We start from the raw sequence: 22,854 nt of genomic DNA, 5'->3' as shown, positions 1-22,854 counted from the left end.
CCGCGAATCCTGGTGCCAGGACCTGGGGGACCGACCGACTAAGGAGCGTTGAACGTGGCGGTATTGGCACGGTGGTGCTATCGGCACCGGCTGGTGGTCCTGTTGCTGTGGGTGGGCGCGCTGTTCGGTCTCGGCTTCGCGGCGACCACCGCGGGCACGGACTACGCGAACGTGTTCTCCCTTCCGAACACGGACTCCAAGCGTGCGTACGACCAGATGGAGAAGGCCTTCCCGGACAGCGCGGGGGACACCGACACGGTGGTGTGGAAGGTCACCGAGGGCACGGTCCGGGATGCTTCGGTGCGTTCCCGGATCCAGCCCGTGCTGGACGAGATCGCCGGCATGAAGGGTGTGGGCCAGGTCGCGGGTCCGTACCAGGGTGAGCGGGGCGCCGCGCAGATCAGCCGGGACGGCACGATCGCGTACGCCCAGATCACCTTCGCCGAACAGGCGAACGCCGTACCCAAGGAACTGGTGCAGGACGTCGTCGACACCGCACAGGGTGCCGAACGGGCCGGACTCCAGGTGGAGTTGGGCGGACAGGCGATCCAGCGGGTCCAGGAGCCGCCCACCGGGCTCGCCGAGATGGTCGGCATCCTGGCCGCGGCCCTCGTCCTCTTCCTCGCCTTCGGTTCCCTCTTCGCCATGCTGCTGCCGATCGGCATCGCGGTCTTCGGGGTCGGTACGGGGCTGTTCTCCACGCAGTTGCTCAGCCACACCACGGACATCCCGGACCTGGCCCCGCTGCTGGCCACCCTGATCGGCCTCGGCGTCGGCATCGACTACGCGCTGTTCATCGTCACCCGGCACCGGCGCGGTCTCCTGCGGGGCCTGGAGTCCGAGGAGTCGGCGGTCGTCGCCCTCAACACCTCGGGCCGGGCGGTGCTGTTCGCGGGCGGCACGGTGTGCATCGCGCTCGCGGGCATGCTGGTGACGAACCTGCGTTTCCTGGACGGCGTGGTCATCGGCACGTCCCTGACCGTCGTGTTCAGCGTGCTCGCCGCCACCACGCTGCTGCCCGCTCTCCTCGGCGTCCTCGGCACCCGGGTGCTCAGCCGCCGCCAGCGGCGCAAACTGGCCGAGCGGGGCCCGGAACCGGAGCGGGCGAGCGGGGCCGCGGCACGCTGGTCGATGAGCGTGCAGCGTCGCCCCCGTACGATCGCGGTCATCGCGCTGGCCGTGATGGCGGTCCTCGCCCTCCCCGTCCTGTCGCTGCACCTCGGCGCCACCGACCAGGGCAACGACGACAGCACGACGACGACCAGGCAGGCCTACGACCTGCTCGCCGAGGGCTTCGGACCCGGCTTCAACGGCCCCTTGCAGGTGGTCGTGACCGGCGGTGACACCGACGCCCTGGCGAAGAGCATCGGCGGCACGCCCGGGGTGGCCGCGGTCGCCGCGCTGCCGCCCGCCAACGGCGTGACGGTGATCCAGGTGGTGCCGACGACCTCACCGCAGTCGGTGAAGACCGACGACCTCATCGACACCCTGCGGGACCGGGTGATCCCGGACGCCGGGGCGAGCGCCCACGTCGGCGGCGTGACCGCCGTGTCGAAGGACTTCGCCACGATCACCGGCGACCGGCTGCCCTGGTTCGTCGCCACGATCATCGGCCTCGGCTTCCTGCTCCTGCTGATCGCCTTCCGTTCCCTGGTGGTCCCGCTGACGGCCGCCCTGATGAACCTGATCGCGGCCGCCGCGTCCTTCGGCGTCCTGGTCGCGGTCTTCCAGTGGGGCTGGGGCCTGGAACTGCTGGGTCTCGGCAAGGAGGGTCCGATCAACGCCTTCCTGCCCGTCATCATGCTCTCGCTGCTGTTCGGCCTCTCCATGGACTACCAGGTGTTCCTGGTGAGCCGTATGCACGAGGAATGGGTGCACACCAAGGACAACGCGCGCGCGGTGCGGGTCGGGCTGGCCGAGACCGGCCGGGTCATCAACTCGGCCGCCCTGATCATGGTGTGCGTCTTCCTCGCCTTCGTCCTGAGCGGTGACGCGGGAGCGGCGATGGCGGGCGTCGGCCTCGCGGCCGCGGTGGCCCTGGACGCCTTCATCCTCCGTACGGCCCTGGTCCCCGCCGCGATGCACCTGCTCGGCAACTCCAACTGGTGGCTGCCCGCGTGGCTGGACAAGCGGCTGCCGCATCTGGCGGTGGAGCCCGCGGAGGAGCCGTCCGAGGACGCGGCGCCGGCCGGCGGCGGTGCCTCGGCCGTGCACGGGTTCGTCCGGGACGCGGAGGGCGAGGCGGTCGACGGGGCGGTCCTCACGCTGCTGTCCAAGGGAGGCCGTCAGCTGGACCGGGTGACCTCGCTGGCCGACGGTTCCTACATCGTCTCGGTCCCGGCCCCGGGGACGTATCTGCTGTCGGCGACGGCCCGTTCGTACGGGACGCGGGCGCACCACGTCGTCGTCACGGACGAGCCGTTGGTGCACGACGTGGAGCTGCTCCAGGGAGAGGTGGACGCCGACGCGGTCAACTGAGGCCGCCGGACGCCGGATCTTCCCGGCGCGGGGGGCGCCCGCCTCGGCGGGCGCCCCTCAGCCCGTTTCCCCCGCCGGGTCGGCCGGGCCTCGGTCCGTCTTCTTCGCCGGGTCGGGCAGCGCCTTCGTCATCCCCGGCAGGAAGTCGGTGAACAGCTCGTGCACCTCGTGGACGAGGGGCCGCAGCAGACGGAAGCGGGCCAGTGAGACGCCGCGCGCCGTCAGACGCGCGCCGCGCTCGGCGAGCCGGTAGCTGCGTTCGCGGCTCTCGGTGCGGTCGAAGACCCAGTACAGGACGAGCCCCATCTGGGAGAGCCACATCAGCTCGGGCAGCACCTCGCGCAGTTCCTCCGGCACCTTGGTCTTCGCCCCGGCCAGCACTTCCTTGTGGACGCTGATGGCCTCCGCGCGCGCGTGCTCCGACTCGGGGGAGAAGGGGCTGAGCGGACTGTCCGGGTCGGCGGCGTTCTTGAAGAACTGCACGGCGAACTCGTGGTACGGCGTGGCGATGTCCAGCCACACCTTCAGGACACCGCCCAGCCGGGCCTCCAGGTCCGTCTCGCGGTCCAGCACCTCCCGGACCGCCTCCCGGTGTTCGGCGGCGATCCGGTCGTAGAAGCCCTGGATCAGGTGTTCCTTGCCGGCGAAGTAGTAGTACGCGTTGCCGACGGAGACCCCGGCCTCCTGGGCGATGGCGCGCATCGTCGTCTTGTCGTACCCCCGTTCCTGGAAGAGCCGCATCGCGGTCTCCAGGATCAGGGCCCGGGTCTGTTCGCTCTTCGCCGGGCTCTTCGCCTCCTTGCCCGGGGACTTGGCGGGTTCGGAGGCCGCGGTGGGCTCGGAGGATCCGGTGGGGCCGGGGCTGTCTGTCGGTGCTGGCACGGGACGAGCCTAACGAGTGGGAACGGTCGAACATTCGCCGCTGTCGCAGGCGGGGGGTGCGTACGTCCATCCCGCGGCCGGGTCGTAGCTCCACCCGTCGCCCCAGTGGTACGAGCCACCGCCCCATCGCCCCTGGGACGTCCGGGACGACGCCTGCGCCTCGCGCCACTTGGCGGCGGCGAGGGTCGCGCCCCTGGCCAGCCTCGCCCCCGTGGGAGTGCTCAGCCGATGGGCCAGCGCCCGGTACTCGCGCAGCGCCCACAGGGTGACGATCCAGGCGGCGGTTCCCTGGTAGACCTGCCCGGCGTCCCCCACGACGGTGATCTCGTCCAGGGTGGCGCGGTGGTCGAGCCGCGGATAGCTCCGGGCGGCCTCCTCCGAACCGGCCGGCACGAACCGCAGCGGTACGAGCTGTGCCTGCCCGGTGAGCCACTTCTTCAGGAAGGCGCACAGCGAGCAGCGCGCGTCGTAGAGGACGGTGAGCCCGAGGACCGGGACGCGTGCCGCGTCCCGGTCCCGGGTGGCCGATGCGCCGGTCACCGGTCTCACGCCCCGGCCGCGGGGGCGGCCCAGTCCGTCGGCCGCACCGGCGGAGTCTGCTCGCGCTCCATGACACCCCGCCGCCGGATCTTGTTGAGGGCGTAGACGTTGCCCAGGTGCATGACGCCGAGCACCAGCAGGACGACACCCAGCTTGGTCGACAGGGCCTCGAAGATCTCGCGGGCGTCGGTGATCTCGTCGCTCTGGTGCAGATAAAGGGCGACGAAGCCCAGGTTGACGAGGTAGAAGCCCACCACCAGCAGGTGGTTGACGGCGTCGGCGAGCTTCTCGTTGCCGTGCAGGACGTCCGACAGGAAGATCCGTCCGTTGTGGCTCAGCGTGCGCGCCACCCAGACCGTCAGCGCGATGCTGACCAGCAGGTAGATGACGTAAGCGACGACTGTGAGGTCCATGTCCCCACCCCTTCTTGAACGCGTTCAAAACGCTGTCTGGGATGAATGTAGACCTCCTTTTGAACATGTTCAAGTCGGATCGGGAGTGGGTGCCGGAAGAGCTCGGGCCGCACACCCCCCGCATGGCGGCCGAGGGTGGGGCGCGAGGGGGTGCCCCGGCTATCGGCGGGCCCGGCGGGCGAGTTCGGGCCGCTTGGTGTAGTCCGTCAGCCCGATGACATTGCCCCAGGGGTCCGCGAACTCGACCGTCCAGCCGGTGGCGCCGGAGAAGGGACCGTCGAGGGTCGCGATGCCCGCGGCGGCCAGCGAGCGGGCCGCCGCGCGGGCGTCCGGCACCTCCAGCCACAGCCGCGGCGACGCCCACGGCGGCGGCCGGTGGCTCAGCTCCTCGTCCAGCCGCAGCAGCACCCCGGGCGTCTCCTTGCCCACCTTCAGTACCGCGATCCCGGCCTCGTCCAGCCGGAACGCCGGCGGAAACCCGGCGCGCTCGTAGAAACCCACGGCCTCGCCGAGATCCCCGACGGGCAGCAGCACGTTGTCGAGCCCGAGCAGCTCGTACATCTCCTGTGACACGCCATCTGACATGTCATCAAGTTATGAGCGGGCGATGGGGGAGGGGGAAGGGCTGCCCGCGGGCCGAACGTGTGATCACCCGTTGAGGTCAAGCGCCCTGAGCGGTCGTCGCGGACGCGACCGTCCCGAACGACGTGGTCCCGGTGACCGATTGTCAGTGGGGGCTCGTACTGTCGTCCGCATGGGAATGGTGATGTTCGTCGACGAGACGACCAGTGGTGGCCGGGGCGCGGGCTGGGGGCTCGAGATCGCCGAGGAGCGGCTCGCGGTGCGCGAGCTGATCCGGCGGAGGGTCTTCCAGGAGGTCGCCGAGTACAACGCGGACATGCCGGAGGTGTTCCAGGGGCTCGTGCAGCCCGAGGACACCGAGCGCCTGCTGAACGGCTACGCGCTGCGCACGCCCCGCCGGATCGACCCGGAGGCACAGACCGAGCTGGCGCTCAAGGCCTTCGCCGGGAACGGCTTTCTGGTGCTCGTGGGGGAGCGTCAGGTGACCGACCTCGACGAGGAGATCGAACTGGTCCTGGGCACCGAGGTCACCTTCCTCAAGCTCGTCGCGCTGGTAGGGGGATGACGATGGCCGACACCAAGACGCATCTGGGGTGGATCCGCTCGAACGCGGCCAAGGGCAACATGGGCGGGCTCGCCACCGACCTCCTCAGAGCCGCACTGGTCAACACGGGCCAATGGGGCAGTGGCTGGGACGAGATCCTCGGCCTGCTGGGCGAACTCCCCGCCGACCAGCGGAAAAGGCTGGCCGACGCGCTCGCCGAGGGCTACTGCACGGTCGGCGGCAGATCGGAACCCCGCAACCACGTGCTGATCATGCTCGCCGCCGTCTCCCACGGCCTCCCGGAGTACCCGCTCGCCGACGAACGGGTAAGGCAGCTCGAGGAACTCGGCAGGCAGAACACCGTCTGGCACGCGACGCGGATGGACGTCCTGGCCGAGGCCGAACTGGCGGCCGGCCGCGACCTGGACCCGACTGTCGTCGCGGTCCTCCGCCGCACCGGCATGGACACCTACCGCCGCGGGTTCGTCGCGGCCCTGCTGAAGAAGCTCACGAGCCCCGTCCTCAACGTCGGTGAGGAATGGGCCGAGCAGGCCATGAGGGACGGCACCGGCCCCGACTGGCAGGCTCTGCTGACCCACCTGACGACCGCCACCGCCTCCAAGCCCTCCGCCAAGTGGGACCGGCAGGCCCACACTCTTGTCGACGCCCTCGGCGCCGACCGGGTCCGCGCCGCCGCGCTGTCCTGGCTCGCCCTCGTGGGCCGCCCCCGCACCCACCCACTGGAGGTCCGGGGACACGAGGCGGACATCAACAACGCCTACGACTCGTACAACGCCGACGCCCTGCGCGGCCTCGCCTGGCTGGTCTCCCTGCTGCCGCCCCACCCCGACACCGCCCGGGCCCTCGGCGCGCTCGTCGAGACCTCCCTGAAGAAGGTCGCCGGACTCGGCCCGCGCAACCCGAAGGTCGCCAACGCCGGTGTCATCGCGCTCTCCCGCGTCGACGGAGAGGCGGCCCTCGCCGAACTGGCCAGGCTGGCCACCCGGGTGACGTACAAGGCCACGGCCAAGCTCATCGACGGCTTCCTGGAGGCGAAGGCCACCGCCCTCGGGCTCACCCGGGAGGAGATCGAGGAACTGGCCGTCCCGGCGTACGGGCTCACCGAGGTAGGGCAGGCGCGTCACGAGTTCGGCGACAACACCGCGCTCCTCGAAGTCCAGGGCTCACGCGCCGTGCTGAGCTGGCGCAACGCGAGCGGCAAGGCCGTCAAGAGCGTGCCCGTCGCCGTACGGCGCGACCACGCCGAGGAGCTCAAGGAGCTCAAGGCGGCCCTCAAGGACATCGACAAGATGCTCTCGGCGCAGACCGAGCGCCTGGACCGGCAGTTCCTCGGCCGGCGCACCTGGACGTACGACACCTGGCGCAAGCGCTACCTCGACCACTCCCTCGTCGGCACCCTCGCCCGCCGGCTCCTGTGGACGGTCGACGGCACACCGGTCGGGTTCGCGAACGGCGAGCTGTCCACCCTGGCCGACGCCCCGGTGACGTCGGGCCAGGAGGTCACCCTCTGGCACCCGGCCGGCCGCGAGCCCGCCGAGGTCGTCGCCTGGCGGGACTGGCTGGAGCGGCACGAGATCACCCAGCCCTTCAAGCAGGCCCACCGCGAGGTCTACCTCCTCACCGACGCCGAGCGCGCGACGGGCACGTACTCGAACCGCTTCGCCGCGCACTTCGTGCGTCAGCACCAGTTCAACTCCCTGGCCGCCGTCAGGGGCTGGCGCAACAAGCTCCGCCTCTGCGTCGACGACGAGGCGCCCCCGGCCACCCGGGAACTGCCCCGGTGGGGGCTGCGCGCCGAGTACTGGATCACCGGTGACGGCGAGTACGGCGAGGACACCACCGAGTCCGGCAGCTATCTGCGGCTGCGCACCGACCAGGTGCGCTTCTACCCGATCGGCGCCCCGCAGAACTCGGCGCACTGCTACGGCGGCGAGTACCGCATGTGGCTGGGCTCCGACGAGGACCCCGTCGAGCCGCTGCCGCTCACCGGGATCCCGCCGCTCGTCCTGTCCGAAGTCCTGCGCGACGTCGACCTGTTCGTCGGAGTCTCCAGCGTCGGCAACGACCCGACCTGGCAGGACGGCGGCCCCGGCGGCCGCTTCCAGGAGTACTGGGCGTCGTACGGCTTCGGCGAACTGACCGAGACCGCGCAGACCCGCCGCGCCCTGCTCGACCGGCTGATCCCCTGGCTGGCGATAGCCGACCGCTGCACCCTGGAGGGCCGCTTCCTGCACGTGAAGGGCGAGCGGCACACGTACAAGATCCATCTGGGCTCGGGCAACATCCTGATGAGCCCGAACGACCAGTACCTGTGCATCGTCCCGAAGTCCGCCACGACAGGTCCCCAGGCCGGCTATCTGCCGTTCGAGGGCGACCGGATGCTGGCGGTGATCCTCAGCAAGGCGATGCTGCTGGCGGACGACCTGCGGATCACGGATCCGACGATCCTGAGCCAGTTGTGATCAGGAAGCCGGTTCGGGGCCGCCCGCTGCGAGGATCTCGGCCACGTCGAGGGTGACCTTGGCGCCGAGGGAGTCGGGGAGAGTGACGATTTCGCCGGGGGCGTGGATGCGGTGGTTGCCGTATCCGCCCTCGGCCGGGTCGGTGAGCACGTGGAGGCGCTGGTGCTTGCGGTCGACGACGACGTACACGGGCACGTCGGCGCCGGCGTACGCGGAGACCTTGGTGCGCAGATCGGACTGGTAGTTGCTGGACGTGACTTCCAGGACGAGGCGGAAGCAGATGGGGTCGTAGCAGTTGTTCTCGATGTAGCTGTCCCGGTAGCCGGCATCCACCACCGACAGGTCCGGAATCGCGTAGTCCTCCGTGCCACTGGGGAGCCACAGCCCGATCCCCTGGAGCACTCGTGTTCCCGAGGCGTGCAGCCCAGCCGTCAGGAAGGGGACGGTGAGACTGGTCAGGGCCTCGGCGTGAGGGCCGTCCGGCGGCGGGGACGCGAGGATCTGGCCTCCGATGACCTCGACGCGGTAGCCCGGGTTGCGGTCCATGAGACGGTTCGCCTCCGCGATCAGCGGACGGTCGTCGTGGGGCCGCTCGACGGATGCTGCGGACATCGCGTGCCTCCTGCGGGCTGGTGTCGAGAGCATCATCGTAGGACGGGCGGACCGCGCATGCCCCTTTCCCACCGCCTCACTCGAGCGTGCCACGACACGCCGAAGGGCCCCGCTCCAAGGAGCGGGGCCCTTCGGGCACATCGGGGTGACCGTCAGAAGCGGCGCGTGATCAGTGCGCGCTTGACTTCCTGGATCGCCTTGGTGACCTCGATACCGCGCGGGCAGGCGTCCGTGCAGTTGAACGTCGTGCGGCAGCGCCACACACCGTCCTTGTCGTTGAGGATCTCCAGGCGCTGCTCCCCGGCCTCGTCACGCGAGTCGAAGATGAAGCGGTGGGCGTTCACGATGGCGGCCGGACCGAAGTACTGGCCGTCGTTCCAGAACACCGGGCAGGACGACGTGCACGCCGCGCACAGGATGCACTTGGTCGTGTCGTCGAACCGCTCGCGGTCCTCGGCCGACTGCAGACGCTCGCGCGTCGGCTCGTTGGTCTCCTTCGTGATGAGGAAGGGCATCACGTCGCGGTACGCCTGGAAGAACGGGTCCATGTCGACCACGAGGTCCTTCAGCACCGTCAGGCCCTTGATGGCCTCGACCGTGATCGGCTTGTCGGGGTTGAGGTCCTTGATCAGCGTCTTGCAGGCCAGACGGTTCTTGCCGTTGATCCGCATGGCGTCCGAGCCACAGATCCCGTGGGCGCAGGAGCGGCGGAAGGTGAGCGTGCCGTCCTGGTCCCACTTGATCTTGTGCAGCGCGTCGAGGACACGCTCCTTGGGGTCGATCTCCAGCTGGAAGTCTTCCCAGACCGACTCCGCCGAGACCTCCGGGTTGAACCGGCGGATGCGGAACGTGGCGGTGATGTAGGGGGAGTCGGCGAAACCGGGCTCGGGTGTTCCGGCCGCGTCCGCCTTGTCCAGAGTGGGAGTAGCCATCAGTACTTACGCTCCATCGGCTGGTAGCGGGTCTGGACGACCGGCTTGTAGTCGAGACGGATGGACTCGGTGCCGTCGTCGCCGACCTCGCGGTACGCCATGGTGTGGCGCATGAAGTTGACGTCGTCGCGGTTCGGGTAGTCCTCGCGGTAGTGACCGCCGCGGGACTCCTTGCGGGCGAGCGCGGACACGGCCATGACCTCGGCCAGGTCGAGCAGGTTGCCCAGCTCGATGGCCTCCAGCAGGTCGGTGTTGAACCGCTTGCCCTTGTCCTGGACCGAGACGTTGAGGTAACGCTCGCGCAGCTCCGCGATCTTCTCGACCGCCGTCTTGATCGTCTGCTCGGTGCGGAACACCATCACGTTGGCGTCCATGCACTCCTGGAGCTCACGGCGGATGTCGGCGACCCGCTCGGTGCCCGTGGAGTTGCGCAGGCGCTCGACCTGGGACACGACCTGGGAGGCCGGGTCCTCGGGCAGTTCGAGGTAGCCGGCCTTCGCCGAGTACTCCGCGGCCGCGATTCCGGCCCGGCGCCCGAAGACGTTGATGTCCAGCAGCGAGTTCGTGCCGAGACGGTTGGCGCCGTGCACGGAGACACAGGCGACCTCACCGGCGGCGTACAGGCCCGGAACGACGGTGGTGTTGTCCGAGAGGACCTCACCCTGGACGTTCGTCGGGATGCCGCCCATGGCGTAGTGCGCGGTGGGCTGGATCGGGATCGGGTCCGTGTAGGGCTCGATGCCGAGGTAGGTGCGCGCGAACTCCGTGATGTCGGGCAGCTTGGCGTCCAGCTGCTCCGGCGGGAGGTGCGTGAGGTCGAGGTAGACGTGGTCGCCCTCGGGACCGCAGCCGCGGCCCTCACGGATCTCCGTGTAGATGGAGCGGGACACGACGTCACGGGACGCGAGGTCCTTCATGACCGGCGCGTACTTCTCCATGAAGCGCTCGCCGTCCTTGTTGCGGAGGATGCCGCCCTCACCGCGGGCGCCCTCCGTCAGCAGGATGCCCATGCGCCAGATGCCGGTCGGGTGGAACTGGAAGAACTCCATGTCCTCCAGCGGCAGCCCGCGACGGTAGACCGCCGCCTGGCCGTCACCCGTCAGGGTGTGCGCGTTGGAGGTCACCTTGAAGAACTTGCCGGTGCCGCCGGACGCGTAGATCACGGCCTTCGCCTGGAAGATGTGGATCTCGCCGGTCGCGAGCTCGTAGGCGACGACGCCCGCCGAGTGCTTGACCCCGTCGACCTCGACGATCAGCTGGTCGAGGACGTAGAACTCGTTGAAGAACTCCACGCCCTCCTTCACGCAGTTCTGGTACAGCGTCTGGAGGATCATGTGACCGGTGCGGTCCGCGGCGTAGCAGGACCGGCGGACCGGGGCCTCGCCGTGGTTGCGGGAGTGACCGCCGAAGCGGCGCTGGTCGATCGTCCCGTCGGGCGTCCGGTTGAACGGGAGGCCCATCTTCTCCAGGTCGAGGACCGCGTCGATGGCCTCCTTCGCCAGGATCTCGGCGGCGTCCTGGTCGACCAGGTAGTCACCGCCCTTGACCGTGTCGAAGGTGTGCCACTCCCAGTTGTCCTCTTCCACGTTGGCGAGCGCGGCGGCCATGCCGCCCTGCGCGGCGCCCGTGTGGGAGCGGGTGGGGTAGAGCTTCGTCAGCACGGCGGTGCGGCTGCGCTTCGTCGACTCGATGGCGGCGCGCATGCCGGCGCCGCCGGCGCCGACGATGACGGTGTCGTACTTGTGGATCTTCATGAGTGGTTGCCTCAGCCCCGTGCCTAGCGGATGTTCGGGTCGAAGGTGAAGATCACCAGCGTGCCCAGCAGGATCGTGAACACCGTGGCGGTGTACAGCAGGCCCTTCAGCCACAGGCGCGTGTTGGCGCGCTCCGCGTAGTCGTTGATGACGGTACGCAGGCCGTTGGAGCCGTGCAGCATGGCCAGCCACAGCATCGCGAGGTCCCAGGTCTGCCACCACGGGCTCGCCCAGCGGCCCGCCACGAAGGCGAAGCCGATCTTGGAGACGCCGCCGTCGAGGACGAGCTGGATCAGCAGGTGGCCGAGGACCAGGACGACCAGGACGATGCCGGACAGGCGCATGAAGAGCCAGCCGTACATCTCGAAGTTGCCGCGGGTCGACTTCGGGGTCTTCTTGGTGCGCTTGCGCGGCGCCTCGATGAACGGGGCCGGGTTGTCGACGCTGTAGGCCGAGTATTCTCCGGCGCCCTCCACGGGGCCGATGCCGGAAGCGGCGGTGTCAGTAGTGGACATCTGCGTCAGCTCCCGAATACTTCGCGGAATGCGTGACCGAGGACGGGGTAGAGCGCCCCGAACATCAGCACGACCCAGATACCGACGACGGACCAGAGCATCTGCTTCTGATAGCGCGGGCCCTTGGACCAGAAGTCGACGGCGATGACACGCAGGCCGTTGAGCGCGTGGAAGAGAATGGCGGCCACGAGGCCGTACTCCAGCAGCGCGACGATCGGCGTCTTGTACGTGGCTACGACCTTGTCGTAGTCCTCGGGGGAGACACGGACGAGAGCGGTGTCCAGCACGTGTACGAACAGGAAGAAGAAGATGAGGACGCCGGTGACTCGATGAGCCACCCAGGACCACATTCCTTCCCGGCCGCGGTACAGCGTTCCAGCCGGCACGGAAGAACCCTCCGGGAGCGGGGATTGGGGCCGCGCCGGCTTCTCTGTCGGTCGGGCCCGGCCGGGTACGGTCCACCGGCCCCGGCCATCGTAGCGACGTGTTGTCGGAACGCTTACAGCGGCCCTATCAATGTGATCAAACTGGCAATCAATCAGGCACGTTCGGGCTATTCCGGGCGCCGGATATCGGCGATTCGCGGCTGGTGGGCGAACTGACGGACGAGCCGGGTCAGCCGGCCGCGGGCCAGTCTGCGCAGCTCGTCGGCGGTGACGACCCGCTCCTCCTCCGGGTCGTTCGCCAGGCGTGACCGGATTCCGACGAGCACCTGGTCGAGAGCCTCCCCAGGGGTGAATTCGTCCAGACAGATGACGAACACGTGTCCGAATCTGCTCTCGTACGCGGCGTGCGCGGCGCTCAGCGCGGTGTGGGCGGCGGAGTACGCGCCGTCCGGGAGCGGTGCGAGCGATTCGCCGGCCAGGGCTTCCGCCAGGTCGGCGGGGGTCAGGTCGTACGCCGCCTCGTCGGCCGCGGCCAGCAGCGCGCCGAGGTCCGGGTAGGGGCGGTGGTCGGCCAGACGGTGGACCCAGCGCAGGCTGCGGCAGCAGGTGAGCAGGGCGCGGGTGACCTCTCCGGCGGGTGCGGAGTTGAACCCGTCGAGGCGGACCGGGGACGGAACCGCGCTCTTCTGCTCGGGGAGGGCGACCTGGCCGGGGAGGCGTGGGAGACGGTGCGACGTCAGCGTGGGTCCTCGGCGTGGGGGTGGGACGCGCGACGTCCGGTGAGCGTGACGTGCGTGCGATACGTGTGTTTCGGCAGGGGCGTAAGTGAAAGCTGTGCTGCTCACGCTATCGAGGTGTGTCCAGACCTGTCCGACGGATACCGGGATTTCACCCGCACGGGAGAGTTTCGGAGCGTGCGGTGGACGGTTGCGGTGACGGTCGGGGCAGAGTCTGCGGTGGGAGTGGGGCCGGTCCGGTGAGGTGTTCCGAAGGGGTGGAAGAGGTGGACACCTCGCAGGGGGAGTACACCTGAGGGGGGTACGGCCCGGTGACGGGCTGTGGAGTGGGCGCCGTGAAGCGGGCGCTGTGATGTGAGCGCCGCGAAGCGGGCGCGGTGAGACGAGGGTGGCGGAGTGAGTGGTGGCAGGCGGCGCGCGCCGCGGCGGCGGCGGGCAGGACGGGACGGGCGGGCCAAACTCGTCGCGAGCGGTCTGGCGGTCGCCGGTGTCGTCGCGGTGGCCGTGGCGGTCTGGCCCGACGGAGGCGGGGGGCCGGCCGGAGCGAAGGTGCCGTCCGGTGACCGGTCGGGGGTCGTGTCCGCCGCCAGCCCGTCGCCGACCCGGAGCTACCCCCTCTCCAAGGCGCCTCGCACCATCCCCGCCGTGCGTGAGCACACCGCGGCCCACGGTCCCGGCTGGCGCCCGGCCTCCGGTGCCCGGGTGGTCGTGAACGACGACAACCTCGCCGACGAGGGCAAACTGCTCGCCGGCGAGCTCAAGCTGACGTACGCGGGGCGGACCGCCGCCCGGGCCGGCGACGTCGAGCTGGGCCTGGACAAGGGGAACGCGGGCCCGGAGTCGTACACCCTCACCGTCAAGAACGGCCAGGTCAAGATCGCCGGGCCCGCCGAGGCCGGTGTCTTCTACGGCACGCGCACCCTCGAACAGGAGGTGCACGGCGGCGGTACGGCACCGGAGGGCGTGGTGCGCGACCGGCCCGCGAAGCCGGTTCGCGGGTTCATGCTCGACATCGCGCGCAAGCACTTCACGGCGGCCTGGATCGAGGACCGGGTGCGCGAGCTCGGGGACCTGAAGTACAACCAGCTCGGCCTGCACTTCTCCGACGACCAGGGCTTCCGCATCCAGTCCGACACGCACCCCGAGATCGTGTCGCAGCAGCATCTGACGAAGGCGGAGGTACGCCGGATCGTCGCCCTCGCGAAGAGCAGGCACATCACCGTCGTACCCGAGATCGACTCGCCGGGCCACCTCGGCGCGGTCATCGCGGCGCACCCCGATCTCCAGCTCCGCAACGTCTCGGGCGTTCCCGTTCGCGGCGCCGTCGACATCTCCAAGCCCGCCGCGGCGCAGATCGTCGACGACCTGCTCGACGAGTACGCGGGCCTCTTCCCCGGCACCGACTGGCACCTCGGCGGCGACGAGTACCAGGCCCTGACGGTGGCGAACCCGGCGGCGTCCTTCCCGCAGCTGGTCACCGCGGCCAGGAACAAGTACGGGGCGGGCGCGGGCGTCACCGACCTCACGACCGGCTGGCTGAACGACCGCGCCAAGGTGGTCCAGGGTCACGGCCGGACGGCGCGGGCCTGGAACGACGGCTTCTTCCGCGGGGGCACCGTCCAGGCCGACGGCAGCCTCCGGGTGGCGTACTGGACCGGCAAGGAGATCGGGGCCCGGCAGCCGGTGGAGTACCTGAGCACGGGCCGCAAGGTCATCAACTACAACGACGAGTACCTGTACTACGTCCTCGGCGAACCCCAGACCTTCGTCTACCCGACCGGGCAGCGCATCTACGAGCAGTGGACCCCCCTCGTCCTGCGCGGAACCACCCCGGTCCCCGCGAAGTACGACCCCCAGATCCTCGGCGGCTCCTTCGCCGTCTGGTGCGACCTCGCGAACTCCCAGACCCAGGACCAGGTCGCGGCGGGCATCCGCATGCCGCTGCGCGCCCTGACCCAGAAACTGTGGGATTCCCGTACGCCGTCCCTTTCCTGGACCCAGTTCAGGGCACTGGCGGGCCAGTTGGGCTGAGCGGCCCAGGTCCGGCGGGAACGGGGCCGGTCGCGGGGCGGTGGGGCTCGTCGGAGGGACTGGACGCGACAAGGTTCGGAACCTTATGTTCCGCCTACTTGTTCGCGGGCCGGGCGACACCTCTGGGGAGGGGTGCGTCCGGCTTCTTGTGCCGTCACCGTGACGTGACGGCAGATCTGGGGGGTCTCATGACCATGCCGCCATCGCCGCAGCCCGCCGAGCAGGGGGCCGCCGCACGGCCCCCTTTGCCCCCGCTGCCGCCGCTCCCGTCGCCGCACGGCCCCGCCTGGCTGCGTTCGCCGGTCGCCCTCGGAAGGGCCACCGCCGCGCTGCTCGGCCTGGTGATCGCCGCCGACCTCTTCGGGGTCTGGGCGGACTACAACGTGTACGACGTGACGAGCACGGCCACGATCGCCCTCGCGGGCGGCGAGTCCCTCGCCTCCCTCGTACGACGGGCCGATCAGGCGGACGCGCTCAACGCCGCCGCCGGATACGCGCAGACGGCCGCCCTGGTGGTGGCCGCCGCCGTCTACCTGGTCTGGTTCCTGCGGGTTCGCGTCAACGCCGAGGTCTTCAACCCCTTCGGGCACACCCATTCCCGGGCCTGGGCGGGCTGGGGCTGGTTCGTGCCGTTCGTGAACCTGGTGCGCCCGCGTCGGGTCATGGCCGAGATCTGGGACGCCAGCCGCCCCGCGGGCACCCGTAGCCGGCTCGGACTCGTCAACGCCTGGTGGACGTTCTGGCTCATCGGGCTGCTGGTGGGCCGCTTCACCACCACCGCCGCCCGCAAAGCCGAAACGGCCCAGCAGATCCAGGATGCCGCCTTCCAGCTCATGATCGCCGACGGCCTCGACATCGTGGCCGCCGTCCTCGCCATCGCCGTCGTCCTCAAGCTGACCCGGATGCAGGACCGGAAGGCGAAGGCGGACCCGGTCGCGGTCGACGGCTGACGAGGCGGAATGTGTGCCGGTCCCGGTGCGAGTGTTTGGCCGAAAACCTGTTCATTCGGCTCCTCGACCGGCAGGGTGGGATCGCACTGTGACACTCCTGGTCCGTTGCACGCAGTAAGGGGAAGTGCGGGCTCCGTAAGGTAAGGGCGCCCTGTCGAGGCATTTCGAGGGAGTCGCGATGAGTCTGGTGGAACTGATCGCTCGTGCCGACGAGCGAGGTCTGGCAGCCAGTGGTCTGGCTTGTTTGGATCGGTGTGTACCGCTGCTCGGCGGTGACGACGACGTCCTGCGGCCCCTGTGGGCCAGCCTGGCGGAGGCGGACACCTGGGCCGAGTGGGGAACGCGTCTGGAGGAGGCGCGCGCCAAGCTGGACACGGAGGACCCCGAGCCGGCCGTGACCGACGAGGACCACGCCGCCGAGCTCGCCCGCGGGATGCTCGAAGCGGTCCCCGCGAAGCCCTCCGAGGACGAGCTGCGGGCCTGGTCCGACGCCTGCTCGGTCGCGGCGCTCCAGGTGCACCGGTTCCTCGACCACGCCGACGACGCCGAGGCGTGCGTGACGGCACGCCGTGAGGGGCGCACCGAGGGCATGTCCCCGCTCGTCGCCGCCGAACTGCGCCGCCAGGTCTCCGTCCTGGAACTGCTCGCCGAGCACGGCAAGGGCGGACTGAGGTTCGCGCTGGACGCGTCGACGGAGGGGCGACGCGTCCTGCGGGCGGTCGTCTCACGCAGGGCACGCGGACGGGCCTAGTCCCGGGACGAACGCGCGAGGGTGCGCCGGAGGCGGTATGGCTCCGGCGCACCCCAAACCTTGTTCCTGAGGGGTTTGTGTGATCGTTCCGGGGCGGAGATGGCGGTCCTGGGCCGGTGTCGCGAACCCCCGCCCGAACGCGTGACGAATCCGGCCGCCGTCGCGCTCTATCGGGTGTGAACGCAACTCAAGCAACGCGGCCCTCGGCTGCGACGAAGCCCGTTCGCTGGGCGGCCGACACGGTCGCGGTCATGCGCGAGGGCGCCCGGCTGCGCCTCGACTACTCGGCACAGAGCCTGTGGCGTGTGGACCGCGTGATCGACGAGATACGCCGGGACGGCGCCCCGTACGCCGCCGTCGAGAGCGTGCTGCGCGGATTCGGGGCTTACGCCGGTGAGGTGGTCGCCCGTCACGGCGGTGCCGAGTGGTGGGAGACCGGCGGCGAGCACTGGCTCCGTACGCCCGACGGACGACTGTGGGACCCGATCGAAGAGGCCCGCCGCTGCTACGCGGGCGACGGCTCCCTGCGCCTGCTGTGCCGCGAGGCCACCCGCTGAGGGGTGCCCGAGGTCCCGTCGGCCGGGCGGCGAGGGCCCGCGGCGTCCGCTGCCGGTGGCCCGGCCGGTCCGGGCGGAGTGCCTGACGCCCTGTGACATTTCCGTGGGGCCCGACGCTGATGACCATGAGGGTGTCGGCGCGGACGGCCGCGTCGGCAGGCACATTCGGGCGAACTCGGTGCGAACGAGGACAGTGTTGGGCCAGGGAGGGGAACCCCGCCGCGCGCAGCCTTACGACGCGGAACTGGGCGTGGCCGTGGCGCGGGCGCAGGAGGGGGACGAGGTCGCTTTCGCGGCCGCGTACCGGATCGTGCAGCCCGGACTGCTGGGCTACCTGCGCGGCATCGTCGGCGACGACGCCGAGGACGTGGCGTCCGACGCCTGGCTGGAGATAGCCCGGGACCTGGGACGCTTCCGGGGAGACGGTGCGGGGTTCCGCGGCTGGACCGCGACCATCGCCCGGCACCGGGCGCTGGACCATCTGCGGCGGCTGCGGGTACGGCCACGGGGAACCGCCCTCGAGCAGGACGCGCTGGACCTGCCGGGCAGGCACAGCACACAGGACGAGGCACTGGAGAGCCTGTCCACCGAGTACGCCCTCGAACTGCTCGCGGGGCTGCCGCGCGACCAGGCCGAGGCCGTGCTCCTGAGGGTGGTCGTCGGCCTCGACGGGCCGGCCGCGGCGCGGGTGCTCGGCAAGCGCCCCGGTGCGGTGCGCACCTCCGCCCACCGGGGCCTGAAGCGGCTCGCGCGCCAGCTCGGCGTCGCGGGTGTGACGGATGAGGAGCCCCGGACGCTGGGGGAGTCGGGATGAACAGTGCGTCCGGAACGGCCGGCACCGCGCCGTCGTCCGGAACCGCGTCGGCGTACGGCGGAAGGAAATCGACCGGTGTACGGATGGTGCACGGCGGACGGCCCTCGCGCGGAGGACGGCTGCCGTACGGCGTCGGGCCGCGGTCCGCGGCCGGGGCGCCGGACGGGGTGTCGTCCCGCGGACACGGGACGCCGTGCGGAGCGCGGGCGTTGTACGGCGTGGAGCGCGGAGCGGAGTCCTGGTACGGCGAGGAGTTGCAGGGCGCAGCGGCAGTTGGAGAGGGAACCGGACGTGGAACCGCACAGGGAACCGGACGCGCAACCGGGCACGGGTGAACGGCACGTCGGCGACGGCGCGGCCTTCGGACCTCGCGTCGCTCCTCCGGCGGACCCCGGCGGCGGACAGACCCCCCTGGAGGGGCTCCTCGCCGCGGCGGTGCGCGGCCGGGCGGACGACGCGGCGGCGCGGACGCAGGCCGTGGCCGCCTTCCGCGCCGCGCGGGACGGCGGCGCGCACACCGCGCCCACCCGGCGGCGGGACGACTGGCGCCCCAAGGAGCAGGGGCGGCCGAGCCGTTCGCTGCGAGCCGTGTTCGCCGTACTGCTGGCCGGTCTGACGCTGGGCGGCGTCGCCGTCGCGGCCATCGGACCGGTCTCCCACGACGACGCCGGGCAGCGGGACCGAGCCGTGGCCCGCCCCTCCGCCGGTGTCCCCGACCGGTTCCCGGAGGCCGCGGCGCCGGTCGGTCCCGGTGCTCCCGGTGCCCTCGCCCCGGGCGGCTCCGTGAGCCGTCCGCCGTGGGCCCAGGACACGGAGGCCCACTGCCGTGCGTACGCGTCGGTGAGGGGCCGGGGCGACGCCCTGGACGCTCGCGTCTGGCAGCGGCTTGTCGCGGCCGCCGGCGGCGAGGACAGGGTCGAGGCGTTCTGCGCCGAACAACTGGCCGCGCGCGCCGGGACGAAGGGTGCGCGGGGGGCGGGGAGTACGGAGAACGCGAAGGGCGCGGAGAAGTCCGGGAAGTCGGACGGGACGCCGGTTCCGCGGAGTCCGGCCGCGACACCGAAGCCGGCGAAGACCAGGAGCGGGCGGTAGGCGCGGAGGGGCCGCGACAGGCGGGGCGGGCGGGGCCGGAAGGCCACCGGGCCGGGCCCCGAGTGCTTCGGCGGGGCGGGGCGGCTGTGAGGGCGACGGGCGTGTCCGCCGGGTGGCGGCAGGCGTCCCCGCCGATGGCAACGGCCGGGGCCGCCACCCCCCACAGGAGAGGCCCCGACCGTCGCGCGGCACGGGCCGCGCGGCGACCCGTACTCTCTACAGCGCCGTGACTGCGTTTTGTGTCACACCTCGCACGGTCACCGTGTAGTTGCACGTTGTACGAACATGGACGGGGAGCTGTTTCAGGCCGTAACGTGCCTTTCGCGCCGGTGCGGGGAGAGGACGACCGCAACCACGAGGAACCTGGGACCACGACTGTGCGGTCTCGGGAACCACGACCACGTGGGGCCTGTGACCAGAACCGCGTGGGGCAGCAGACCACGACCACGCGGACCTGAGACCACAACCGTCCATCGAGGAACGCACGACGGCGAGAACCCGGTCCGCGAGAGCGACACCGGTCGAGGCGCAAAGAGGGGCGCGGGGGTGCTGGGGGACGACGCGGAGCTGACCGCCGCGGTACTTGCCGCACAGGACGGGGACGAGACCGCGTTCCGGACTGTGTACCGAGCTGTGCACCCACGCCTGCTCGGATACGTTCGAACGCTGGTCGGTGAGCCGGACGCGGAGGACGTCACGTCCGAGGCCTGGCTCCAGATCGCCCGTGACCTGGACCGCTTCAGCGGGGACGCGGACCGCTTCCGAGGCTGGGCGGCGAGGATCGCCCGCAACCGCGCGCTGGACCACATACGGATGCGCGGGCGCCGGCCCGCGATAGGCGGCGACGAGACCGAGCTGACCGGCAAGGCGGCCGACTCCGACACCGCGACCGAGGCCATGGAGGCGCTGTCCACCGGCAGCACCCTCTCGCTCATCGCCCAGCTCCCGCAGGACCAGGCGGAGGCAGTCGTCCTGCGTGTCGTGGTCGGCCTCGACGCCAAGTCGGCCGCCGAGACCCTCGGCAAGCGCCCCGGAGCCGTTCGGACGGCCGCACACCGGGGTCTGAAACGGCTCGCGGAGCTGCTCGGCACCGATCCGGAATCCGTCGGCGCGCTCGACGCCGTTCCCCCGCAACGAGGTTCCCGCACCCGTGCGGTGACGTCCGCCGGTGTGACGCATACGCGTTCGCGGGCGCAGAAGGACATGTGATGGCCGACGAGCAGTACAGGTGGCTGGACCGGGACGCCGCGGAGCGTCTGCTGAACGGGGAGCCGCCGAAAGCCGTCGACCCCGGCACGCGTGACCAGGTGGACCGCCTCGCCGCGGCCCTTCGCGCACTCGCCGCCGAACCCGAGCCGACCAGCGACGAACTCCCGGGCGAGGCGGCCGCGTTGGCCGCGTTCCGCAAGGCGCGCGCGGACGGCGACGGCGCCGTCGCGCAGCTCGGCCACCGCCGCGCCCGCCCGGGCGGGCACGCCGCGGACGCCGGTCTCGTACGGATCGGACGCCCCGCCGCACACGGACGCCGGACGCGCTGGGGACGGCCCACCCGGTTCGGGCTCGCCGCCGTGCTGGCCGTCGGGATGCTCGGCGGGGTCGCCGTCGCGGCCGGAACCGGAGTCCTGCCGACCCCGTTCACCCGCGAACACCCGGGCCCGGCCGCGACGGTCACGGCGGTACGGACCCCGGACCGTCCGCTCGCCTCGGCCTCGCCCTCGCCGTCACCCGGGGTATCCGGCGGAAACGGCGCCGTGGTGCCGGTGCCTGACGGTCCGTCGGGCACACCGTCCGAGGACACCTCCTCGTCCGCGGGACCCGGCTACGCGAGTGGTCTGCCACGTCCCGACGACACCGGGAGCGCCGACCGCACCCGCGAATGGTGGTCCCGGACGCGTTCGTACTGCCGTGACATCCTCGACGGCAAGGACCTCGACGCGGACCGCAGGCGTGTCCTGGAGCATGTGGCGGGCGGTGGCGCCCGGGTGAGGCTGTACTGCTCGGGAGTCCTCGGCCGCGGATCGGGCGGAGGCACCGGCGAAGACGGTTCGGGCGACGGCGGCGAGCAGGGGTCGGGGCACGGCTCCGGCCGGGGCGATCAGGGGGACTCGGGCGGCGGTGACGACGACGGCCACCACATAGGGCCGGGCGGCGGCCATCCCCGGGACAACGGTGTCAGCGCACCGTCCGTACGGCGTCCGGGACTGACTCCGCTCCTGCCGGCCGCTCGGACGTGGCGCCCGCTGCCGAGCTTGACGCCGAGGACGATGCCCGGCCTGTCTGCCCGCACGTCTGCGTGAACGGCCGTTCCCACAGGCACTGATCGGGCGACGGGCTTCCCGGCCGGCACGCTGCCGCGCCGTCAGCTCCGTGGCGGACGCCCCGTCACGCTGTCAGCCCTTCGGCCCGACGTGCCGTCACGCTGTCTGCTCTCCGGAGCGACACGCCCCGGCACCTCTCTGACCTGCGCTTTCTTATTTCGTTGAAAATTCTATTGGCTGGGTGTGACGTTTTCGGCCGCCGCGACGCAGTACGTGATGAGCCGACTGGTCATCGGCCGTAGCACGGAGCCGGGGTTCCCCCCGTACCCATGGCTCTGTGCAACTGGCGCGGGCGGGACACGTTCCCCCGGTCCCGCCCGCGCCCCACTCTCTTTCCCGCGCCGGGCCCGTCACCAGTAGACGACGACCTTGTCGCCCGTGCGGACCTGCGCGAACAGCGCCGCCACCTTGCCCTCGTCCCGCACGTTGACGCAGCCGTGCGAGGCGCCGTAGTAGCCGCGGGCCGCGAAGTCCGAGGAATAGTGCACCGCTTGGCCACCGCTGAAGAACATCGCGTACGGCATCGACGTGTGGTAGATCGTCGACACATGGTGGCGCGACTTGAAGGAGACGCTGAACACCCCTTCGCGGGTGGGCGTGTACTGCGAGCCGAACCGGACGTCCATCTCCGAGACCGTCCTGCCGTCGATCATCCAGCGCAGGGTGCGGCTCGTCTTGCTGACGCACAGCACACGGCCCTTCATGCAGCGCGGGTCGGGCCTCGCGGCCGGCTGCCCGCCGTAGGGGTACAGCTCCCAGGCGACCGGTTCGTGCGTCATCCTCCGCAGCCGCTGCCAGGTCACGGCGTCCAGATCACCGGTGCGCGGCAGCCCCCGCTTGCCCTGGAACCCCTTCACGGCCGCGACCGTCCGGGCGTCGTACGTCCCCGTCGGCGGGGTGATCAGCCAGGCGACCTGGTGCAGCCGGGCCTGCGCCCTGCGGACGTCGTCGCCCCGGTCGCCCCGGGACCAGAGGACCTTGGCGGGCTCGGCGGGCTCGGCGGCGGGCCGCTCCTCGCCCTTACCCGCACCCGTGGAGCCGGACGTGCCGTCCCCGCCCTTCGAGGGGGAGGCGGGCTTGCCGTCGTCCTTCCCCCTCGCGCCGGGAGGCGAGCCGGCCGAACCGTCGATCCTCACCGGCGGCTTCTTCCCCTCCGCGTCCACCGCGTGTGCCGTGCAGCCGCTCACCACGGCGAACACCGCGAGCGCGGCCAGCGATCTCTTCAAGCCGGTCGTACGCATCCGTACCCCTGTTCCAGCCGTCCTGTCGTGCACATCAGGCCCCCGTCCCGCCGTCGTGTCACCTGAGATGCTCCCCGCGGGTGACCGGTTGCGAACTGGGCGGCATGTTGGAAGAGAACCACGGAACGAGCCGCCGTACGGCGGAAGAGCGGCGGGAAACGAGCTCGCGGACGAGTCCCTGGGTGATGTCCCGGCGCGGGTCCCTCCATAGGGTGCGCCCCGGCCGCTACAGTCCGTCGCCG

22 protein-coding genes are annotated in these 22,854 nt (G+C 71.1%); 11 read left to right on the top strand and 11 right to left on the bottom strand.

The features are described 5' to 3' along the window. The first annotated feature begins 63 nt into the window (after positions 1–63). Positions 64–2,478 (top strand): MMPL family transporter, encoded by a 2,415-nt coding sequence (locus OG780_RS16695; protein WP_328458185.1) that lies wholly within the window; start codon positions 64–66, stop codon positions 2,476–2,478. A 57-nt stretch (positions 2,479–2,535) separates the two neighbouring features. Here the strand turns inward: OG780_RS16695 and OG780_RS16690 are convergent, their stop codons facing one another. From OG780_RS16690 to OG780_RS16675, 4 genes are all read right to left on the bottom strand, one after another. Beyond that, complete coding sequence (locus OG780_RS16690; protein ID WP_328449014.1) at positions 2,536–3,360, bottom strand: TetR/AcrR family transcriptional regulator; 825 nt, start codon at positions 3,358–3,360, stop codon at positions 2,536–2,538. Between the two features lie 9 nt (positions 3,361–3,369). Beyond that, the gene (locus OG780_RS16685) at positions 3,370–3,900 is read right to left on the bottom strand and encodes a thiol-disulfide oxidoreductase DCC family protein (RefSeq protein ID WP_328449012.1); all 531 of its coding nucleotides are present in this window, start codon (positions 3,898–3,900) and stop codon (positions 3,370–3,372) included. A 5-nt stretch (positions 3,901–3,905) separates the two neighbouring features. Then, on the bottom strand, positions 3,906–4,313 hold the full coding sequence (locus tag OG780_RS16680; protein ID WP_328449009.1) for a hypothetical protein: 408 nt from the start codon (positions 4,311–4,313) through the stop codon (positions 3,906–3,908). A 159-nt stretch (positions 4,314–4,472) separates the two neighbouring features. Further along, complete coding sequence (locus OG780_RS16675; protein ID WP_328449007.1) at positions 4,473–4,898, bottom strand: VOC family protein; 426 nt, start codon at positions 4,896–4,898, stop codon at positions 4,473–4,475. 169 nt (positions 4,899–5,067) lie between these two features. Between OG780_RS16675 and OG780_RS16670 the strand changes: the two genes are divergently transcribed. Together OG780_RS16670 and OG780_RS16665 are read left to right on the top strand one after the other, a co-directional pair. Beyond that, positions 5,068–5,460, top strand: coding sequence for a hypothetical protein (locus OG780_RS16670; protein ID WP_328449005.1), 393 nt, complete (start codon positions 5,068–5,070; stop codon positions 5,458–5,460). Continuing rightward, positions 5,457–7,922 (top strand): DUF4132 domain-containing protein, encoded by a 2,466-nt coding sequence (locus OG780_RS16665; protein ID WP_328449003.1) that lies wholly within the window; start codon positions 5,457–5,459, stop codon positions 7,920–7,922. The genes OG780_RS16670 and OG780_RS16665 overlap by 4 nt, the downstream gene beginning before the upstream one ends. Here OG780_RS16665 and OG780_RS16660 read toward each other — a convergent pair whose 3' ends face one another. From OG780_RS16660 to OG780_RS16635, 6 genes are all read right to left on the bottom strand, one after another. Next, a complete protein-coding gene (locus OG780_RS16660) occupies positions 7,923–8,534 on the bottom strand; it encodes a Uma2 family endonuclease (protein ID WP_328449001.1) in 612 nt (203 codons plus the stop codon). Between the two features lie 152 nt (positions 8,535–8,686). Beyond that, on the bottom strand, positions 8,687–9,466 hold the full coding sequence (locus OG780_RS16655) for a succinate dehydrogenase iron-sulfur subunit (RefSeq protein ID WP_328448999.1): 780 nt from the start codon (positions 9,464–9,466) through the stop codon (positions 8,687–8,689). Then, positions 9,466–11,220 carry a succinate dehydrogenase flavoprotein subunit gene (sdhA, locus tag OG780_RS16650; protein WP_328448997.1) on the bottom strand — a complete coding sequence of 585 codons (1,755 nt, stop codon included), beginning with the start codon at positions 11,218–11,220 and terminating at the stop codon, positions 9,466–9,468. Before sdhA ends, OG780_RS16655 begins: the two co-directional genes overlap by 1 nt. Before the next feature lie 23 nt (positions 11,221–11,243). Further along, positions 11,244–11,735: a succinate dehydrogenase hydrophobic membrane anchor subunit gene (locus tag OG780_RS16645; RefSeq protein WP_328448995.1), complete on the bottom strand. Its 492-nt coding sequence runs from the start codon at positions 11,733–11,735 to the stop codon at positions 11,244–11,246. 5 nt (positions 11,736–11,740) lie between these two features. Next, positions 11,741–12,121 carry a succinate dehydrogenase, cytochrome b556 subunit gene (gene sdhC, locus OG780_RS16640; RefSeq protein ID WP_078943667.1) on the bottom strand — a complete coding sequence of 127 codons (381 nt, stop codon included), beginning with the start codon at positions 12,119–12,121 and terminating at the stop codon, positions 11,741–11,743. A gap of 167 nt (positions 12,122–12,288) precedes the next feature. Then, entirely contained in the window at positions 12,289–12,861 is a 573-nt protein-coding gene (locus OG780_RS16635) for a 2-oxo-4-hydroxy-4-carboxy-5-ureidoimidazoline decarboxylase (RefSeq protein ID WP_328458183.1), read from the bottom strand. Positions 12,862–13,254: 393 nt separating this feature from the next. Between OG780_RS16635 and OG780_RS16630 the strand changes: the two genes are divergently transcribed. From OG780_RS16630 to OG780_RS16595, 8 genes are all read left to right on the top strand, one after another. Continuing rightward, entirely contained in the window at positions 13,255–14,889 is a 1,635-nt protein-coding gene (locus OG780_RS16630) for a beta-N-acetylhexosaminidase (RefSeq protein ID WP_443062166.1), read from the top strand. A 188-nt stretch (positions 14,890–15,077) separates the two neighbouring features. Further along, a complete protein-coding gene (locus OG780_RS16625; protein ID WP_328448992.1) occupies positions 15,078–15,839 on the top strand; it encodes a DUF4328 domain-containing protein in 762 nt (253 codons plus the stop codon). A 178-nt stretch (positions 15,840–16,017) separates the two neighbouring features. Beyond that, positions 16,018–16,590 (top strand): hypothetical protein, encoded by a 573-nt coding sequence (locus OG780_RS16620; RefSeq protein WP_328448990.1) that lies wholly within the window; start codon positions 16,018–16,020, stop codon positions 16,588–16,590. Positions 16,591–16,766: 176 nt separating this feature from the next. Next, positions 16,767–17,147 carry a hypothetical protein gene (locus OG780_RS16615; RefSeq protein ID WP_328448988.1) on the top strand — a complete coding sequence of 127 codons (381 nt, stop codon included), beginning with the start codon at positions 16,767–16,769 and terminating at the stop codon, positions 17,145–17,147. 196 nt (positions 17,148–17,343) lie between these two features. Continuing rightward, positions 17,344–17,961, top strand: a complete 618-nt coding sequence (locus OG780_RS16610) for an RNA polymerase sigma factor (protein ID WP_326785905.1) — start codon at positions 17,344–17,346, stop codon at positions 17,959–17,961. A 291-nt stretch (positions 17,962–18,252) separates the two neighbouring features. Further along, the gene (locus OG780_RS16605) at positions 18,253–19,053 is read left to right on the top strand and encodes a hypothetical protein (protein ID WP_328448985.1); all 801 of its coding nucleotides are present in this window, start codon (positions 18,253–18,255) and stop codon (positions 19,051–19,053) included. A gap of 546 nt (positions 19,054–19,599) precedes the next feature. Beyond that, positions 19,600–20,262, top strand: coding sequence for an RNA polymerase sigma factor (locus OG780_RS16600; protein ID WP_326785903.1), 663 nt, complete (start codon positions 19,600–19,602; stop codon positions 20,260–20,262). Continuing rightward, positions 20,262–21,350 carry a hypothetical protein gene (locus tag OG780_RS16595; RefSeq protein ID WP_328448982.1) on the top strand — a complete coding sequence of 363 codons (1,089 nt, stop codon included), beginning with the start codon at positions 20,262–20,264 and terminating at the stop codon, positions 21,348–21,350. The genes OG780_RS16600 and OG780_RS16595 overlap by 1 nt, the downstream gene beginning before the upstream one ends. Positions 21,351–21,721: 371 nt before the next feature. On the opposite strand, the gene OG780_RS16590 is transcribed toward OG780_RS16595, so the two are convergent. After that, on the bottom strand, positions 21,722–22,612 hold the full coding sequence (locus OG780_RS16590; protein ID WP_328448980.1) for a L,D-transpeptidase family protein: 891 nt from the start codon (positions 22,610–22,612) through the stop codon (positions 21,722–21,724). Positions 22,613–22,854 lie beyond the last annotated feature (242 nt).

This window comes from Streptomyces sp. NBC_00386 (genome assembly GCF_036063235.1).
Classification (GTDB): Bacteria; Actinomycetota; Actinomycetes; order Streptomycetales; family Streptomycetaceae; genus Streptomyces.
The sequence above is the reverse complement of the archived record's forward strand: the minus strand, read 5'-3'. Positions and strand labels throughout refer to the sequence as shown.

Excerpts from the sequence above, each read along its gene's own strand:
- OG780_RS16680 (WP_328449009.1), bottom strand. The coding sequence starts at position 4,313 with ATGGACCTCACAGTCGTCGCTTACGTCATCTACCTGCTGGTCAGCATC.
- OG780_RS16675 (WP_328449007.1), bottom strand. The coding sequence starts at position 4,898 with ATGTCAGATGGCGTGTCACAGGAGATGTACGAGCTGCTCGGGCTCGAC.
- OG780_RS16670 (WP_328449005.1), top strand. The coding sequence starts at position 5,068 with ATGGGAATGGTGATGTTCGTCGACGAGACGACCAGTGGTGGCCGGGGC.
- OG780_RS16665 (WP_328449003.1), top strand. The coding sequence starts at position 5,457 with ATGACGATGGCCGACACCAAGACGCATCTGGGGTGGATCCGCTCGAAC.
- OG780_RS16660 (WP_328449001.1), bottom strand. The coding sequence starts at position 8,534 with ATGTCCGCAGCATCCGTCGAGCGGCCCCACGACGACCGTCCGCTGATC.
- OG780_RS16655 (WP_328448999.1), bottom strand. The coding sequence starts at position 9,466 with ATGGCTACTCCCACTCTGGACAAGGCGGACGCGGCCGGAACACCCGAG.
- sdhA (WP_328448997.1), bottom strand. The coding sequence starts at position 11,220 with ATGAAGATCCACAAGTACGACACCGTCATCGTCGGCGCCGGCGGCGCC.
- OG780_RS16645 (WP_328448995.1), bottom strand. The coding sequence starts at position 11,735 with ATGTCCACTACTGACACCGCCGCTTCCGGCATCGGCCCCGTGGAGGGC.
- OG780_RS16625 (WP_328448992.1), top strand. The coding sequence starts at position 15,078 with ATGACCATGCCGCCATCGCCGCAGCCCGCCGAGCAGGGGGCCGCCGCA.
- OG780_RS16620 (WP_328448990.1), top strand. The coding sequence starts at position 16,018 with ATGAGTCTGGTGGAACTGATCGCTCGTGCCGACGAGCGAGGTCTGGCA.
- OG780_RS16595 (WP_328448982.1), top strand. The coding sequence starts at position 20,262 with ATGGCCGACGAGCAGTACAGGTGGCTGGACCGGGACGCCGCGGAGCGT.
- OG780_RS16590 (WP_328448980.1), bottom strand. The coding sequence starts at position 22,612 with ATGCGTACGACCGGCTTGAAGAGATCGCTGGCCGCGCTCGCGGTGTTC.